The sequence below is a fragment of the Prauserella isguenensis genome (assembly GCF_014191605.1).
Lineage (GTDB): Bacteria > Actinomycetota > Actinomycetes > Mycobacteriales > Pseudonocardiaceae > Prauserella > Prauserella isguenensis.
On record NZ_JACHWU010000008.1, the window covers coordinates 21,011 to 37,443 of the forward strand.

Below are 16,433 nucleotides of genomic sequence, written 5' to 3' on the forward strand. Positions count from 1 at the left end.
AGCTACCCGGGACCAGGCGTGACCCCGCCCATGCCGGGGACCGCCACCGCACGTGCGGCCTGCCCCGCCACGACGTCGAGTCCGGCGCCCGGGAAGGCCACGACCAGGCAGGCTCCGAGCAGCATCCCCGGTCCGTGCGGCACGCCGCGCCCGGGAGGCCCGCGGGTCGCCCACCGCACGATGCCGGCACCCACGAGTGTCACCAGCGAGGCCACGCCCGCGGAGACCACGAGCGCGGGCCAGCCCACGGCCGCCGCTCCGCCTCCCAGTCCGACGGCCAGCTTGACGTCGCCCGCACCCAGCGAGCGGGGCGAGACCGCACGCACCAGCGCGTGCACGCCGGCGAAGGCGACCGCGCCGGCGACGCCGCGCACCACCAGGCCGGTGCCCGCCGTCCCGGTGCTCACGGCCTCGGAACCCACAGCGACGGCGCTCACCACGACGGCCACGCCGACGAGCACCGCGAGGGCCGCGGTGAGCACGTCCGGCAGTCTGCGATACCGCAGGTCGGCCAGCGCCAACGGTGCGGCCACGGCAAACACCGCCAGGGGCACGGGCAACCACCAGCCCGGCAGCCCGCCCGCGGACCAGCGCCAGCCGAGCCAGGCCCAGCAGCCCGCGGTCACCACGGCGCACCGGCCTGCGGGCACGACGGCCGGACGCGCGGCGCGCGCCGACAATCGGCACGCCGCTGCCGCGACCGCCGCACCGGCGAGGCCGACGGCGATCGCGCTCATCACCTGCCACCACACGCCCGTCAGCGTGCGCGGCGGTGACCGCGTGACCAAGCGGTCGTGGCACGAGGGGTACCACCCCTGTCACGGTGACGGCGACGACCACTCGGGCGGGCGACGGCCGCCGTCACGAGGGGACCCTTCGCGTCTCACCCCGCTCCGACCGCCGCCGCGGTCACGTTCCCGTGCCGTACTGCGGCGCGGCAGGGCCGGTCAGCCGGTCCAGGTGAACAGTTCGTCGCCTGCGCCGACCTCCGAGCCGGTGTCGGCGGCCCGCAGGGCCTCCTGCTGCGCGTCGAGCGCGATCACCGGCACGATCGGCGCGTAGCCCGCCTCCCGCACCGCCGCCGGGTCCCAGCCGACCACGGGCTGCCCGGCCCGTACCCGCTCGCCCTTGACGACGTGCAGGGTGAAGCCCTCGCCCTGCTGTTTGACCGTGTCGATACCCAGGTGCACAAGGACGGCCTCCCCGTCGTCACCGGCGACGACGAACGCGTGCGCGTGCACGGTGGTCAGCGTGCCGTCGATCGGCGACACCGCGTCACCGTGGCCGTCACGCGGCTCCACCGCGATCCCCGGGCCGACCATCGCCTGGGAGAACACCGGGTCCGGCACGTCGGCCAGCGCCGTCACCGTGCCGCCGACCGGGCTGCACACGACGCGCGCCGCACCCGTCACAACAGGTCCTGGATGTCCTCGGCGATCGCGTCGGCCTCGGGGCCGACCACGACCTGCACGACCGCGCCGCTCTTCATGACGCCGTGCGCACCCGCCTGCTTCAGCGCCGCCTCGTCGACGACGGAGCCGTCCTCGAGCTCGCACCGCAACCGCGTGATGCACCCTTCGATCTCGACGACGTTGTCCGCGCCGCCCAGGGCCGCCAGGATCTGCCCCGGCCTCTCGTCCGCCATCGCGGCCTCCTGTTCCGTCCTGCCGTGTTCCGTGGTTCCGCCGTGTTCGCCGGTACCGATGCGACGGCGGGCGCGCCGCGTGCCGCGTCCTGCGGCCGCCCGCGGCCGGCGCCGCCTCCGCACGAACAGTAGCGGGTTGACACCCGGTCGAGCGACGGAGCATTCTCGCTCCGACCGAGTGGTCTAGACCGGAATCTATCACCGTGACCGGATTCGGCGCCGCCTTCGCGAATCGCCACGGTGAGCGCCCGATTCCCGCTAGTCTTTCCGGTCGCACCTTCTCCGGTCGCACCTGCGACCAGCGCACGCCCGACAACACGAACCCGTCGATCACGTATCCACCGGAAGGACGCTCATGAGCGATCGAGCGCAGGGCAACCGCAGAGGCCTGGCCGGCCTCCAGCGGTTCGGGCGCAGTCTCATGCTGCCCATCGCCACGCTGCCCGCGGCCGGCCTGCTGAACCGTCTCGGCCAAGCCGACATGCTCGGTCGCTGGGACGCCACGTCGGGCATCGCCGACGTCTTCGTCGCCGCCGGTGGCGGACTGTTCGACTGGCTGCCGCTGCTGTTCGCGGTCGGTATCGCCGTCGGCTTCGCGCGCAAGGGCGACGGCTCCACCGGTGTGGCCGCGGCCGTCGGCTTCGTGGTGTTCAACAAGGTCGTGCAGGTGTTCGCCCCGCTCGAGGAGCTCGAAGGCTACGAGCCGGCCTGGATGCTCCAGCCGATCAAATGGCCCTACAGTGTGCTCTCGGGCATCGTCGTCGGCCTGGTGACGGCGGTGCTGTGGCAGCGGTTCCACCGGGTGAAACTCCCGCCCTACCTCGCCTTCTTCGGCGGCCGCCGGTTCGTGCCGATCATCAACTCGTTCGCGCTGCTGCTGCTCGGCGTGGTGTTCGGCCTGGCGTTCCCGGTCATCGACGCGGGCATCCAGGCGGCGGGCGAAGCCGCGACGAGCGACGCCGTCATCGGCGGCGGCCTCTACGGCACGCTCAACCGGCTGCTCATCCCGGTGGGCCTGCACCAGCTGCTCAACGTGCCGCTGTGGTTCGTCTTCGACGGCGGCGACATCAACAACTTCTTCGCGGGCGACCCGAACGCGGGCGCGTTCATGACGGGCTTCTTCCCGATCTTCATGTTCGCGCTGCCCGCGGCGGCGCTGGCGATCTGGCAGACTGCCAAGCCGAGCCAGAAGAAGCTCGTCGGCGGCGTGATGCTCTCCTCGGCCCTGACCGCGTTCCTCACCGGCATCACCGAGCCGATCGAGTTCGCGTTCATGTTCGTGGCGTGGCCGCTCTACCTCATCCACGCGGTGCTGACCGGTACGTCGATGATGCTCGTCAACGCCCTCGACATCCACCTGGGCTTCTCGTTCTCGGCGGGCGGGATCGACTTCCTGCTCAACATGACCGCCCCGGCGGCCAACAAGGCGTGGCTGCTGATCCCGATCGGCCTGGTGTACGCGGCGATCTACTACGTCGTCTTCCGCTGGGTGATCACCAAGTGGAACATGCGCACGCCGGGTCGCGAGGACGACGCCGACGGTGCCGAGGATGCGCAGGCACCGTCGAAGGTCGACGCGGGAACCGCCTCCGAGACCGCGACTCGGACCGGCCCGGACTCCGCAGGCGGTGCGGGAGGCTCTGCGGGCGGTATCGGCACCTGACGCACCCCCGGGGTCCGGCGCCGGCCCGCTCCGGCGCCGGACCCCTCCTGCCTGACGAGGGTGGATACGTCCGAACCCTCCCGGCCGCGGCCCGGTCCGCCTGCCTAGGGTGGTGCGCATGGACAGCCTGCGGTTGATCGAACAGTGGCCGGTGCCCCATGCGGCGACGGCGGTCGTCGGCGCGGACGGCGCCGTGCGCGCCGCCCACGGCGACACGGAGCGCGTGTTCCCGCTCGCGTCGGTGACGAAGTTGCTCACGGCCTACGCCGCGCTGGTGGCCGTCGAGGAGGGCGCCGTCGAACTCGACACGCCGGCCGGGCCCGAGGGCGCGACGATCCGGCACCTGCTGGCACACACCGCGGGGCTGGCGTTCAACGAGCACAAGGTGCAGGCGCCGCCCGGCCAGCGCAGGCTCTACTCCAGCTCCGGCTACGAACAGCTCGCCGACGCCCTGGCCGAGCACTCCGGGATTCCGTTCGGCGAGTACCTGACCGAGGGCGTGCTCACCCCGCTCGGGATGACGTCGACGACGCTCACCGGCTCCCCCGGCGCGGGCGCCGATTCCACAGTGGACGACCTGACTCGGTTCGCCGCGGAGCTGTTCACACCGAAGTTGATCGCGCGGTCCACTCTGGACGCGGCGACCCAGGTGCAGTTCCCCGGTCTCAACGGGGTCCTGCCCGGCCTGGGGCACCAGAAGCCGAACGACTGGGGCCTCGGCTTCGAGATCCGCGACGGCAAGAGCCCGCACTGGACGGGCACGAACAGCTCGCCGCGCACGTTCGGCCATTTCGGACAGTCCGGCACGTTCCTGTGGCTCGACCCGGACGCGGGCGCTGCGTGCATCGCGCTGACGGACCGGGACTTCGGGCCGTGGGCCGTCGAAGCCTGGCCCGCCTTCACCGACGCGGTGCTCGCCGAGCTCTGAACCGTCCGGGCCCGGGAGCAGCGCTGCCGTGGACTACAACGACATCACGCGGATCGGCTTGCCGGCCTGGTACGCGGCGATGTCCTCGACCGCGTCGCGGTAGAACACCTCGTACAGGTCCCGCACGACGTAGCCGATGTGCGGGGTGAGCACGGTGTTCGGCACGCTCCGAAGCGGGTGGTCGGCGGGCAGCGGCTCGGTGTCGTAGACGTCGAGTGCGGCACCGCCGATACGGCGCTCGCGCAGCGCATCGAGCAGCGCGGCCTCGTCGATGATCGGCCCGCGTGAGGTGTTGACCAGCCACGCGTCCGGCTTCATCGCGGCCAGTTCCGGCGCGCCGACGAGGCCCCGGGTGCGCGCGCTGAGCACCTGGTGGATCGTCACGACGTCGGACTCGGCCAGCAGCTGCTCCTTCGGGACGGCGAGGACGTCGTGCTCGTCGGCCTTCTCCTGGGTGAGGTTGGTGCTCCACGCGATGGTGCGCATTCCGAACGCCTGGCCGATCCGGGCGACACGACCGCCGAGCCTGCCGAGACCGATAATGCCCAGCGTGGCGCCCTGCAGGCTGCGGCCGACCGACGTCTGCCAACCGCCGTTGCGCACGGATCTCGTCTCGTCCGGCAGTCCGCGCATCGCCGCCAGGATCAGTGCCCACGTGTGCTCGGCGGTCGGGTGGGGCAGGTAACCGGTGTGCGATACGACGATGCCGAGTTCGTCGGTGGCCGCCAGATCGATCGCCGGATTCCGCGCACCACCGAGGCTGACGATCAGCCGCAGGTCCGGCAGCCGCCGCAGCACGTCACCGGGCAACCCGGTGCGCTCGCGCATGGCGACCACGACCTCACACCCGGCGAGCCGGTCCACGAGGGCGTCCGGATCGGCGATGTGCTCGGTCAGCACGTCCACCTCGGCGCCGAGCGAGTCCCAGTCGGCCAGCTCGCGCGCGATGTTCTGATAGTCGTCGAGAATCGCGATCTTCATGCCCACACGCTAACGCCTGCGCGGCGGGAGACCGAGTGACGCGCACCCTCGTCTCCCGCCACGGCCACGGCCGTGCCGGTGCGGCCCCGCCGTCCGACCGGATCAGGGCACGAGCAGGTCGACGCGCACCAGGTGATGGTCGGACGTGTCGTTCAGCCGGGCCAGTTCGCTGCCCGGCTCCGGCCAGAACACGCCGTCGTCGTGGGGAAGCAGCCCGCGGGACGGCAGCACGTAGTCGACCCGCAGGTTGCCCGGTGATTCGTCGGCGAAGTCGGCGGTGTCGAGTCGTGCGGGGCCGACGTGCTCGTCGTTGGCCCCGCCCTGCTGCTCGGCGGCCGCGACGGCGCCCTCACTGGCGGGGCGGGTGTCACGTACGAGCGGCGCGTCGAGCAGTTGCGTGGCCGCCGCGTCGACACTGTCGCCGTCGTGCGGGTCGGCGTTGTAGTCGCCCGCGACGACGAACCGCTCCCCCGGCTGCAAACCGCCGCGACCGCCCGCGTCGTCGTAGATGTAACGGCCCTCGCCCGGGGTCACGTAGTCCGCCCAGAAGCGGATCTCGTCGTGGTTGCGGGTGCCGTTGCGGTCCTCCTCGCCGTCGAAGCTCGGTGGGGTGGGGTGCGCGGTGAGGAAGTGGACGGTGCGGCCGCCGACGTCGATCGGCACGTCCCAGTGCGACTTCGACGACAGCCGCAGTACGTCGAGGATCTCGTCGGAGTACCAGTCGCCGCGCTCGGGCGTGGCCGGATCGTCGGGCAGCGTCGCGCCGGGCATGTCCTTCCAGCGGAACTTCTGGAACGTCCGCACGGCGCCGGTGTCGATCGGGTGTTTCGACAGCACGAGCATCCCGTACTGGCCCTCGAAGTCGCCGAAGCCGTGCGCATCGTCGGGTCCGCCGGTCCCGCCGTCGCGGTTGAGATCGAAGCCCGTGGGCACGCCCGTATTGACCGGTGCGGTGTAGGCGTGCGGGTAGTCGATCGGCGCGGCGCCGTTGTGGCCCACCTCGAGGTAGTTCTCGCGGAACGCGTCGGCCGCCGCGCCGCCGGCGACGTGGTCGAACTCGTTCAGCAGCAGCACGTCGGGCCGGTTGCGCTGAACGACCTCGGCGACCTTGCGCGCCTGTTCGTCGTCGCCGGTCGACAGGTCCCGCAGCAGCTGCCCCTCGGTCGCCCGGTTCAGCGACGCGTTGAAGGTCGCGAACCGCACGTCCTCCGGGGTTCCTCGGCCCGAACCCGGATCGGCCGTCGCCGGAACGGACGAGATGACCAACCCTGCCGATGCGGCCACACCGACGAACCCTGACAGCCAACGCGATCGACGCACGGTTACCTCCCGGAAGTCGCGCCCCACCTTACGAGTGAGGGGTGAACTCCGGGCGTCGTTCGGGGAACGAGGGGCCGCCGGCCGCGCCGGGGCTGCGTGCGATGGGGAGCGGAGGTTCAGTCGAGCGGCAGCGGGACCTCGCCGCCGGTGGCCTCCCGCAACGCGTCGCGCATCGCCTCACGTGGCGCCGCGCGGCCGGTGAACTGCTCCACCTGGCCGAACGCCTGGTGCAACAGCATGTCCAGACCGGTCGCAATGCGGCCGCCGCGCGCCGTCACGGCCTGTGCCAGCGGGGTCGGCCACGGGTGGTAGATCACGTCGAGCACGCACGGCACGCCGGCCAGCGCCTCGAAGTCGGCGGTCAGCGCCTCGGACGGCACGGTGCTGACCAGCAGGTCCGCACCGGCGGCGAGTGCGGCGACATCGACGTCCGACCAGCGCAACACCTCGACGTCGAGCCCCACGCGCCGCGCGGCCTCTGTCGTCTCCGCGGCCCTCGCCGGTTCACGCACGACCAGCGCGACCGAGGTCAGGTTCAGCTCCGCGGCGGCCACGACCACGGCCGCGGCCGTGCCGCCCGCGCCGATCACCACCGCCCGGCCGCCACCGGTGAACCCGCCCGCACACCGCAGGGCGCCGACGACGCCGTCGACGTCGGTGCAATCGGCCCGCCACCCGCGGTCGCCGGGGACGAGCGTGTTGGCCGCGCCCACGGCCCGCGCCCGTGGCGTGGCCTCCGCGGCATGCGCCAGCGCCGCACGTTTTCCGGGCATGGTCACCGACAGCCCTGCCCACTCCGGACCGAGGCCGTCGACGAACGCGGGCAGCCCCGCGTCGTCCATGTCGATGCGCTCGTAGGTCCAGCCGGGCAGGTCCAGTGCCCGGTACGCCGCACCGTGCAACACGGGCGAGAGCGAATGGTCGACGGGCCTGCCGAGCACCGCGGCCCGACGTACGCCTCCGCTCACCACACCCCCTTGTTCTGTGCCCGCTCGACTTCCTGTTTGTGCTGGGGGTACGTCTCGCTGAAGCACGAGAGGCCGTTCTCCTCGCACAGCACGAAGTACTTCCACGGGCCTTCCTGCGGGGACTCCGCCGCGATGATCGCCTCCTGGCTCGGCGCGCCGAGCGGTGTCGCGGGCAGGCCCTTCCGGGTGTAGGTGTTGTGGGGCCCGTCCACGTCCCGCGCGTCTCGCTTCGTGCGGATGGTGGGGTTCTTCAGCGCGTAGTTGATGGAGGAGTCCATCTCCAGCGCCATTCCCGCGCCCAGCCGGTTCTCGATCACCCGGGCGATCTTGGAGAAGTCGGCCTGCACGCCTTCGACCTGCACGATCGACGCGATGGTCAGGACCTCGTACGGCGAATGCCCCGAGCCCTGCGCGGCGTCCGGCAGGCCGGCGGCTTCCAGCCGAGTCGCCGACGTCGTCAGGACCTCGGTGAGCAGCTTGCGGGCATCCCAGCCCGGCCGGACGTCGTAGATCCCGGGCGTGATGAGGCCTTCGAGGCGATGTTCCGGCGCCTTCTGCTGGGCCGGCTTCGCCGCCCACTCGGGCACGCCCAACTCCGCCAGGTCGGTCGACCGGACCGTCTCCTGCATCTCCTCGACGCTGACGCACGTGTTCTCGCCGTTGAGATCGGCGCACGACGCCTCGGAGAGCAGGCTCAGCACACCGGGTTTCGGACTGTCGCCGCCCCGGTCGGTCAACCGCGTGCCCGCACGGATCTCGGCCTGTCCCACCTGGGCGTCCGGCCCGACGAGTGTCTCGACCGCGCTCGTGCCGGCGGCCTTGGTCTTGACCACGTAGTAACCGGGCTGGATCGCCAACACCCGCTGGTCGTCCTTCGCCGCCTCCACGAACGCGTCGGGGCTCGCCACGGCGTCGAGTTTCGCCATCTTCGACGCGATGGCACCCGTCGAATCGCCCTGTTCGACGTGCAGCAGGACGTCCTTGTCGCCGGAACCCTCGTAGTCCTCGTAGCCGAAACCGAGCAATTCCCGCGCGCCGATGTAGGCGCCGCCCGCGAGGAGCGCGAGCACCATGAGCGCCGCCACCCACCGGAAGGCACGCCGGCCACGGCGCCGCTTCGGCGGCGGCGGATCGTCACCGTCGTCGCCACCGAGGATGTACGACGGCTCAGCGCGGTCTCCGTCCTCGCCGTGGTCGTCGTAGTAGTCGTCGTCGTAGTAGCCGTCGTCGTAATGGCCGTCGTCGTAATGGCCGTCGTCGTGGTCGGCGTCCTCGTACTCGTCGTAGCGAGCCGCACCGTCGTCACCGTCGTCGTAGCGAGCCACGTCGCCATCGTCGTACCCGTCGTCGAAATACGGGTCGGCGGCATGCGGATCGGCGACCGGGTCCTCGTCGACGACGAAGTCGAAGCTCTGCGTCGGTCGTTCGTCCGGGTGCACACCGTGGTTCGGACCGGGATGCGGCTCGCTCCGCCGGGCGGCGGGGTCGTGACCCGGCGCGCGGCGGGGCCGGGGCGCGCGCGGAGGCTCCGGCGGGGCGCCGTCTGCGCGGTGTCGCGCGTGCCGTGGCGGACGCGGCCCGTCCTCGCCCGCGGGAGGCACGGATCCGGCGGGGGGCATCGACGGCCGCGAGCGGTCGCCGCGCTCCTGCGGCGCCTCCTCCTGCGGGGTGCGCGGCGGTTCGGGCCGACGTGGAGGCGCCGATGGTGGTTCCTGTGGGCCGCGGCGCGCCCCACCCTCGGGCGGCGGCTGCCTGCGCGGATGCTTCGGCGGCGGGCCGGGCGGCGGCCCCGGGGGCTGCTGCCGATCGTGGGACGGACCGCGCGGGGGCTGCCCGTCCGGACGACGGGCAGCGGGCGGACGCGGTGGCTCAGCAGGCCGGGAGTCCGAATGCCGTGGCTCCGAAGGCCGGGGGGCGTCCGGTTGCGGGGGCTCGTTCGCGCTCGGCGCCGCCGTGCCACGGCGGCGGGGAGGACGGGGGTCACGCGGGTCGCGCGGCGGGGGTCCGTCGTGCGGGCTCGTCATGCCGGTCCGGTCCCCCTCGCGATCGCCGCGCCACGGGCGTCGAGCCACGCCTGCAGGATCTCCACGGCCGCGGCTTGGTCCACGACCGCACGCTGCTTCTTGCCTTTGACACCGCGCTGCGACAACATCCGGCTCGCGGTGACGGTCGTCAGCCGCTCGTCCGCCAGTCGCACCGGAATCGCGATCCGCTCGCCGAGTCGCCGCGCGTACTCCGCCGCGATCTCGGCGGCGGAACCGTGCCGGTCGGCCAACGTCCTGGGGAGTCCCACGATCACCTCGACCACGTCGTGTTCGGCGGCGAGCCCCGCGAGCTCGCCGATGTCGGTATTCCCCTCCGAGTCCCGGGCCAGCGTAACGAGCGGAGTCGCCAGCATGGGCCCGGGATCGCTCAGTGCCACCCCGACCCGGACGGAGCCGACATCCACGGCGAGCCGACGACCAGGCCCGGGGTCGTCGACCCCGGGCCGGTCCGGTTCCACGTCGCTCACCCGTTCGTGAGGGCGTTCCGCAACGCCGCGATCGCCTGGTCGATACCGGCCGGGTTGCTGCCGCCGCCCTGCGCCATGTCCGGCTTGCCACCGCCACGGCCGCCGACGGCCTCGGCGAACGACGGGACGAGCTTGCCCGCGGCGAGACCCTTGTCTCGGGCGGCCGACGTCGTCGCGACGACGAAGCTGACCTTGCCGTCGTCGGACGGTGCGAACAGCGCGACGACACCGGGGCGGGAGCCGAGCCGGTTGCGAACCTCGCCCGCGAGGGCGCGCACCCCGGCCGCGTCGACGCCGCCGTCGAGCTTCCGCGCGACCAGAGCGACACCCGCGACGTCCTCGGCGCCGTCGGCCAGCGAGCCCGCCGAACCGAGCACCTGCTGGGTCTTGAGCTGCTCGATCTCCTTCTCCGCACTGCGCAGGCGCGCCAGCACGTCCTCGATGCGCTCGGGAACCCGCTCGGCGGGCACCTTCAGCGTGCCCGCCAGCTGCGACACGAGGAGCTGCTCCTTCCGCACCTGACGGAGAGCGTCGGTGCCGACGAGCGCCTCGACGCGGTGCACGCCCGAACCGATCGACGCGTCGGACACGAGCTTGACCAGGCCGAGCTCACCGATCCGGCCGACGTGGGTGCCGCCGCACAGTTCGCGCGAGTAGTCGCCCATGTCGACCACCCGCACGTCGTTGCCGTACTTCTCACCGAACAGCGCGATCGCGCCGAGTTCGAGCGCCTTGTCCTTCGTCGTCGTGTACGCGGACACCTCGACGTCGGTCTGCAGGTAGTCGTTGACCTCTTCCTCGACCTCGGTCAGCACGTCCGACGAGACGGCGCCCGGCGTGGTGAAGTCGAACCGCATCCGGCCGGGCGAGTTCAGCGAACCGGCCTGCGCGGCGCGGTTCCCGTACGCACCCCGGACCGCGGCGTGCACCAGGTGCGTCGCCGAGTGCGACCGCGCGACCGACTGCCGCCGCGTCTCGTCGACCGACGCCGTCAGCTCCGTGTCGAGCGCGAGCTCACCGCCTGTGACCTCGCCGCGGTGGACGAACAGGCCCGGCACGAGCTTCTGCACGTCGGTGATCGTGACCTCGACGCCGGGGCCCACGAGCACGCCGGTGTCGGCGATCTGACCACCGCTCTCGCCGTAGAACGGGGTGCGGTCGAGGATGATTTCGGCCTTGCTGCCCTCGCCGAGGACGGACACCGGCTGACCGTCCGAGAGCAGTCCGAGGACCTTGGCCGCGGCCTGCAGGTCGGTGTACCCGAGGAACTCCGTTTCGCCGTGCTGTTCGAGCAGGCGCCGGTAGACCGACAGGTCACCGTGACCGGTCTTGCGCGAGGCCGCGTCGGCCTTCGCCCGCTGCCGCTGTTCCTCCATGAGCGTGCGGAAGCCGTCCTCGTCGACGGACAGGCCTTGTTCGGCCGCCATCTCGAGGGTCAGGTCGATCGGGAAGCCGTAGGTGTCGTGCAGCTGGAACGCCTTGTCACCGGCCAGGATCGCCCCGCCGGAGCGCTTCGTCTCCTGGGCGGCCAGGTCGAAGATGCGCGAGCCGCTGGTCAGGGTCGCCAGGAACGACTCCTCCTCCTGGCGCATGACGTCGCTGATGCGGTCGAAGTCGCGGGCGATCTCCGGGTAGGACGGCGCCATTGCATCGCGCACCACCTGGGCGAACTCGGGCAGCACCGGTTCGTGGACACCGAGCAGCCGAACGGCGCGGACGATCCGTCGCAGCAGCCGCCGCAGCACATAGCCCCGGGCCTCGTTACCGGGCGTGACGCCGTCGCCGATGAGCATCGCGCCGGAACGGGCGTGGTCTGCGATGACGCGGAAGCGCACGTCGTCGGCGTGGTCGGAACCGTACCGCCTGCCCGAGAACTCCTCGGCCCGCGCGATCACCGGGCGCACCAGGTCGGTCTCGTAGACGTTGTCCACGCCCTGCAGCAGGAACGCGACCCGCTCGATGCCCATGCCCGTGTCGATGTTCTTCTGCGGCAGCTCACCGATCGGCGCGTGGCCCAGCTTGGGGCTCTGTTCGCCGCGGATGTCCTGCATGAACACGAGGTTCCAGATCTCGAGGTACCGGTCCTCGTCGACCACGGGGCCGCCGTCGCGGCCGTACTCCGGGCCGCGGTCGTAGTAGATCTCCGAGCACGGGCCACCGGGACCGGGCACACCCATGTCCCAGTAATTGTCCTTGCCGTCACGCACCTGGATGCGCTCGGACGGGATGCCGGTGATCTCCCGCCACAGGCCCGCGGCCTCGGCGTCGTGTTCGTAGACGGTCACCCAGAGCCGTGCCGGGTCGAAGCCGAGGCCGCCGGCGTCCTGCGAGGACGTCAGCAGCTCCCAGGCCCGCTCGATGGCGCCTTCCTTGAAGTAGTCGCCGAACGAGAAGTTCCCGGCCATCTGGAAGAACGTGTTGTGGCGCGTGGTCTTGCCGACTTCGTCGATGTCGCCGGTGCGCACGCACTTCTGCACACTCGTCGCACGCGGGTACGGCGGCGGGACCTCGCCGAGGAAGTACGGCTTGAACTGGACCATGCCCGCGTTGACGAACAGCAACGTCGGGTCGTCCAGGATCAGGGACGCGCTGGGCACGCGGGTGTGGCCGTGGTTCTCGAAGTGGTCGAGGAACCGTTTGCTGATTTCGTGTGTTTCCACTGGAGCTTCCTCGCAGATGTGGCGGCGGTTCCGGGCCGGCGGGTGCACCGGGGTGGTCGCCGGTTCCGGGTTCCCCGACCGTCGCAGCGGTATGAGCGACGGCATCGCCGGGGAGTGCGCCGCCGGTGGGAGCGGCGGTCTGGTTCGGCAGACCGCCTACGGCGTCGGACCGGGGGCGGCGGAAGGCGCGGGTGGGCGTCGGCGCCCGGTGGCCTGGTGGCCTGGTGGCCTGGTGGCCTCAGCCTTCCGCCCGCGGAGCTCGGGGCCTGCGCTGCGCCGACGGCCTGCCACCCTGGCCACGTCCCTGTTGGGGGCGGCCCTGCTGACCGGCCTGGCCCGCGGGGCGAGCGGGGCGCGGCGGGCGTCCAGCGGACTGACCGGGCGCACCCGCCTGCGGGGGCGCCGACTCCGGATACGGCACCCGCGCCTCCTGCGCCGGCTTGCCGGGCTCCGGGGGCCGGACCTGCGTCACCGGGCGGTCCACGACCCGATTCAGCTCCTGCTCCCGCTCACTCATGCCGGCCCGGACGTCCGCCCCGAACGCGCCGACGGCGCCGGCGAGTTCACGCACGGCGTCACCCAGGTTCGAGGCTACGCCCACCGGAGTGGCTTGACGAGCGGTCTCACTGGCCTTGCGGGACAGCGTGACGCCTGCGGCCACGCCGACTCCCAGCCAGAACAGGCGTTTCATCGCTTGCTCTTCCTCCCGCGCCGGAGCGTGTGCTTGCCGTTCTCGGCCTTCGCCGCGCGGCGCGCCTTGATCGCCTTGCTCATGCCGTACGACAGCGCCGCGGTCTTCACCAGCGGCCCGCCGAGCGTCGCGGTGAACACCGACGACAGCGCGGAGGCGTTGCCGGATACGGTCCGCACATCGGACGTGATGCCGTCGACCCGTTCCAGTTGGGTGTTGACGTGCGTGATCGTGTCGCTGGCCCCGTGCAACAGCGGGTCGGTGTTCTCGTGCGCCTTGCGGATCGCGACCGTGGCTTCGTCGAGCGTACGACCGAGCTTGACCAGCGCGATCACCAAGAACAACACCAGCAGCACGAAGGCGCCCGCGGCGACCAGTGCGGCGATCTGCCCTGCCGACACGTGCCCTCCCTATTCATGGATCGGTGAGACGGTCCCTTGGGTCGATGGGAACTGTGAGGCTACCGTGCGCCACCCCGTTCGGACCGGCAGCCCTGCCTCTCGGTGACCCAGCGTGTCGCACCCGTGCGTCGTACGGGCTCGTGCGGGGGCGGTCGCGGCGGGGCGAGTACGCATGCACGCGGTCGTCACCGGCCCTCCCCCGGGTCCCCACGTTCGCCGCGGATGGTGCGCCGCAGCCGCGGCACGCGCTCGGCCAACGTCCGCTCGGCGCCGCGCTGCGTGGGGGCGTAGTAGTCGCGGCCGACCAGCTCGTCCGGCGGGTACTGCTGGGCGAGCACGCCCTCGGGCACGTCGTGCGGGTAGCGGTAACCCTGCGCGTGGCCGAGTGCCGCGGCTCCGGTGTAGTGGCCGTCCCGCAGGTGCGGCGGCACCGTTCCGGCACCACCGGCCCTGACGTCGGCGAGCGCACCGTCGATGGCTGCGATGACGGCGTTGGACTTCGGCGCGGTCGCCAGGTGCACGGTCGCCTGCGCCAGCGCGAGCCTGCCCTCGGGCATGCCGATGAACTGCACCGCGTGGGCGGCGGCGACCGCGGACTGCAGCGCCGTCGGGTCCGCCATGCCGATGTCCTCGCTCGCGTGCACGACGAGGCGGCGGGCGATGAACCGCGGGTCCTCCCCCGCCTCGATCATCCGCGCCAGGTAGTGGACGGCGGCGTCGACGTCCGAGCCGCGGATCGACTTGATGAACGCGCTGATCACGTCGTAGTGCTGGTCGCCGTCCCGGTCGTAGCGGACGGCGGCCTTGTCCACGGTCGCCTCGACGGTTTCCAGGCCGACCACGGCCGTCTCGTCCGGGGCCGCAGAGACGCTCACCGCATCCGCGGCGGCCTCCAGGGCCGTCAGGGCGCGCCGGGCGTCGCCGGAGGCGAGCCGCACGAGGTGGCCGTGGGCCTCGTCGGTGAGCTCGAACCGGCCCCCCAGGCCACGCTCGTCGGTGAGCGCCCGGCCGAGCAACTCGGCGACGTCGTCGTCGGTGAGCGGCCGCAGCTGCAGCACCAGCGACCGCGACAGCAGCGGCGAGACGATCGAGAACGACGGGTTCTCCGTCGTGGCCGCGACGAGCAGCACGGTTCGGTCCTCGACGGCCCCGAGCAGCGCGTCCTGCTGGGTCTTGGAGAACCGGTGCACCTCGTCGATGAACAGCACGGTGTCCTCGGCGTTGTACTTGCGCCGCCTGCGGGCCTCCTCGATGACCCCGCGGACCTCCTTCACGCCCGCCGACAGCGCCGACAGCGCGACGAACCGCCTGCCCGTAGCCGTCGACACGAGGTTCGCGAGCGTCGTCTTACCCGTGCCCGGCGGGCCGTAGAGCAGCACCGACGCCGGGGCCGCACCCTCCACGAGCCTGCGCAGTGGCGCGCCCTCGCCGAGCAGATGCTGCTGGCCGACGACCTCGTCGAGCGACGCGGGCCGCATCCGGACGGCCAGCGGCGAGCCGGGTGGCGGCTCCGGTGGCGCCTGCGGCTGGTCCGACACCGGCGGGGGCGCCACGTCCTCGTTCACCGTGAAGAGTTCGTCTTGCTGCACCCCTCGACCGTAATCGGCAGCGCCCGCAGTAGTGACACGACGGGCACCCGGCCGGTCCCCGCGGCTCGTACACCGGACCGGAGCAGGTCGCGCGCGACGATCCCGGCCGCGTGCGGCACCAGGTCCCTGCCGCGGCGCCACAACCACGGCACCCCCTTGCCGAGCAGCCAGGCGACGTGGTCGACGGTCCCGGAGGCGGCGCCTCCCGAGCACGCGAGCGACACCGGCGCCGGGACGGCGAATCCCGAGCCGGCGAGCACGTCGGTGACGGCCAGGGCCAGCAACCGGTGGCCCCGTTCGGAGGGATGGAGTCGGTCGACGCTCCACGAGTCCAGGTCGTAGGCACCGGGCAGGACGTCGAGGTCGACGCACAGCGCACCGCGGCGCGCCACGACCGTGTCGACGGCGTCGTTGAGCGCGCCCACCCGGGCCGCGTGCGCCCGGCGCAGCGGGCCGGGCAGCCGGAACACGCGCCCGTGGTCGTGGAAGCGGACCGTGACGACCGTCGTGCCTGCCTCCTGCAGGCCGACGACCGTGGCGTCGAGGTCGTCCGCCAGCGTCGCGGTGTCGAAGTCGGACCGCAGCGTGTCGTTCATCCCCGCGATGACGACGGCGACGTCCGGGGCGACCTCGAGCACGCCGGGCAGCTGGACGGTGCGCACGCAGCCGACCCGCGCGCCGGTGAACGACACGTTGGCGTAGCGGTCCGGCGGGACGCCGAGCGCCTCGGCGACCAGCGGGCCGACGCCGCGCCAGGCGCCGCCGGGCAGCGGATCGCCGAGGCCGACGGCCGTCGAGTCACCCAGGACGGCGAGCCGCTGCACCCGTCGTGGAGTCGCGGGCCGCACCTCCTCGACGACCGGAGGGTCCGCGGCGGGCGACACCGGGCGAGCGTGCGGGAGGGGCTGGACGGGTTGTGCGGAGGGATCGGGGGCGTCGGGCAGGACGGCGGGGCGCGGACCAAGGTCCGGCTGTACGCGGCTGTCGAGCGTCACAGGGGCACGGTCGCGCGCCCGTGCGCACCCGCGGTGAGACCCGGGTAACGGGGTGGATACGGGCCGGCGAACCTTGACGC

14 protein-coding genes and 1 pseudogene are annotated in these 16,433 nt (G+C 72.4%); 2 read left to right on the top strand and 13 right to left on the bottom strand.

The genetic code is table 11. From position 1 onward, the window contains the following. Positions 1 to 2: 2 nt before the first annotated feature. The 3 genes from FHS23_RS20985 to FHS23_RS23635 form a co-directional block, all read right to left on the bottom strand. Complete coding sequence (locus tag FHS23_RS20985) at positions 3 to 737, bottom strand: prepilin peptidase (RefSeq protein WP_183658827.1); 735 nt, start codon at positions 735 to 737, stop codon at positions 3 to 5. Positions 738 to 947: 210 nt separating this feature from the next. Further along, positions 948 to 1,412, bottom strand: a complete 465-nt coding sequence (locus FHS23_RS20990) for a PTS sugar transporter subunit IIA (RefSeq protein WP_343054146.1) — start codon at positions 1,410 to 1,412, stop codon at positions 948 to 950. Continuing rightward, positions 1,409 to 1,705, bottom strand: coding sequence for a PTS sugar transporter subunit IIB (locus FHS23_RS23635; RefSeq protein WP_343054160.1), 297 nt, complete (start codon positions 1,703 to 1,705; stop codon positions 1,409 to 1,411). The genes FHS23_RS20990 and FHS23_RS23635 overlap by 4 nt, the downstream gene beginning before the upstream one ends. A gap of 295 nt (positions 1,706 to 2,000) precedes the next feature. Here FHS23_RS23635 and FHS23_RS21000 point away from each other — a divergent pair, with 295 nt between their 5' ends. Beyond that, on the top strand, positions 2,001 to 3,308 hold the full coding sequence (locus tag FHS23_RS21000; protein ID WP_183658831.1) for a PTS transporter subunit EIIC: 1,308 nt from the start codon (positions 2,001 to 2,003) through the stop codon (positions 3,306 to 3,308). Between the two features lie 118 nt (positions 3,309 to 3,426). Beyond that, the gene (locus tag FHS23_RS21005) at positions 3,427 to 4,236 is read left to right on the top strand and encodes a serine hydrolase domain-containing protein (RefSeq protein WP_183658833.1); all 810 of its coding nucleotides are present in this window, start codon (positions 3,427 to 3,429) and stop codon (positions 4,234 to 4,236) included. Between the two features lie 33 nt (positions 4,237 to 4,269). Here FHS23_RS21005 and FHS23_RS21010 read toward each other — a convergent pair whose 3' ends face one another. The 10 genes and pseudogenes from FHS23_RS21010 to FHS23_RS21055 all read right to left on the bottom strand — a co-directional run bounded on the left by FHS23_RS21010 (position 4,270) and on the right by FHS23_RS21055 (position 16,242). Next, positions 4,270 to 5,217: a D-2-hydroxyacid dehydrogenase family protein gene (locus tag FHS23_RS21010; protein ID WP_183658835.1), complete on the bottom strand. Its 948-nt coding sequence runs from the start codon at positions 5,215 to 5,217 to the stop codon at positions 4,270 to 4,272. A 102-nt stretch (positions 5,218 to 5,319) separates the two neighbouring features. Beyond that, positions 5,320 to 6,501 (bottom strand): endonuclease/exonuclease/phosphatase family protein, encoded by a 1,182-nt coding sequence (locus tag FHS23_RS21015; RefSeq protein WP_425501157.1) that lies wholly within the window; start codon positions 6,499 to 6,501, stop codon positions 5,320 to 5,322. A 152-nt stretch (positions 6,502 to 6,653) separates the two neighbouring features. Then, positions 6,654 to 7,505 carry a shikimate dehydrogenase gene (locus FHS23_RS23420; protein ID WP_425501158.1) on the bottom strand — a complete coding sequence of 284 codons (852 nt, stop codon included), beginning with the start codon at positions 7,503 to 7,505 and terminating at the stop codon, positions 6,654 to 6,656. Continuing rightward, a complete protein-coding gene (locus tag FHS23_RS23425; protein WP_343054148.1) occupies positions 7,502 to 8,944 on the bottom strand; it encodes an endolytic transglycosylase MltG in 1,443 nt (480 codons plus the stop codon). The genes FHS23_RS23420 and FHS23_RS23425 overlap by 4 nt, the downstream gene beginning before the upstream one ends. A 581-nt stretch (positions 8,945 to 9,525) precedes the next feature. Further along, the gene (ruvX, locus tag FHS23_RS21030) at positions 9,526 to 10,017 is read right to left on the bottom strand and encodes a Holliday junction resolvase RuvX (RefSeq protein ID WP_183658839.1); all 492 of its coding nucleotides are present in this window, start codon (positions 10,015 to 10,017) and stop codon (positions 9,526 to 9,528) included. Further along, positions 10,014 to 12,677, bottom strand: a complete 2,664-nt coding sequence (alaS, locus tag FHS23_RS21035; RefSeq protein ID WP_183658841.1) for an alanine--tRNA ligase — start codon at positions 12,675 to 12,677, stop codon at positions 10,014 to 10,016. Before alaS ends, ruvX begins: the two co-directional genes overlap by 4 nt. A gap of 486 nt (positions 12,678 to 13,163) precedes the next feature. After that, a pseudogene (locus FHS23_RS21040) lies at positions 13,164 to 13,368 on the bottom strand (hypothetical protein); the annotation flags it as partial. Beyond that, positions 13,365 to 13,769: a DUF948 domain-containing protein gene (locus tag FHS23_RS21045; protein WP_183658843.1), complete on the bottom strand. Its 405-nt coding sequence runs from the start codon at positions 13,767 to 13,769 to the stop codon at positions 13,365 to 13,367. The pseudogene FHS23_RS21040 and the gene FHS23_RS21045, both read right to left, overlap by 4 nt. A 185-nt stretch (positions 13,770 to 13,954) precedes the next feature. Further along, positions 13,955 to 15,358: an AAA family ATPase gene (locus FHS23_RS21050; RefSeq protein WP_183658845.1), complete on the bottom strand. Its 1,404-nt coding sequence runs from the start codon at positions 15,356 to 15,358 to the stop codon at positions 13,955 to 13,957. Further along, positions 15,331 to 16,242, bottom strand: coding sequence for an SGNH/GDSL hydrolase family protein (locus tag FHS23_RS21055; RefSeq protein WP_425501159.1), 912 nt, complete (start codon positions 16,240 to 16,242; stop codon positions 15,331 to 15,333). The genes FHS23_RS21050 and FHS23_RS21055 overlap by 28 nt, the downstream gene beginning before the upstream one ends. Positions 16,243 to 16,433: the final 191 nt, after the last annotated feature.

Coding starts and splice junctions, on each gene's coding strand:
- FHS23_RS21000 (WP_183658831.1), top strand. CDS start 2,001: ATGAGCGATCGAGCGCAGGGCAACCGCAGAGGCCTGGCCGGCCTCCAG.
- FHS23_RS21010 (WP_183658835.1), bottom strand. CDS start 5,217: ATGAAGATCGCGATTCTCGACGACTATCAGAACATCGCGCGCGAGCTG.
- FHS23_RS20985 (WP_183658827.1), bottom strand. CDS start 737: ATGAGCGCGATCGCCGTCGGCCTCGCCGGTGCGGCGGTCGCGGCAGCG.
- FHS23_RS21005 (WP_183658833.1), top strand. CDS start 3,427: ATGGACAGCCTGCGGTTGATCGAACAGTGGCCGGTGCCCCATGCGGCG.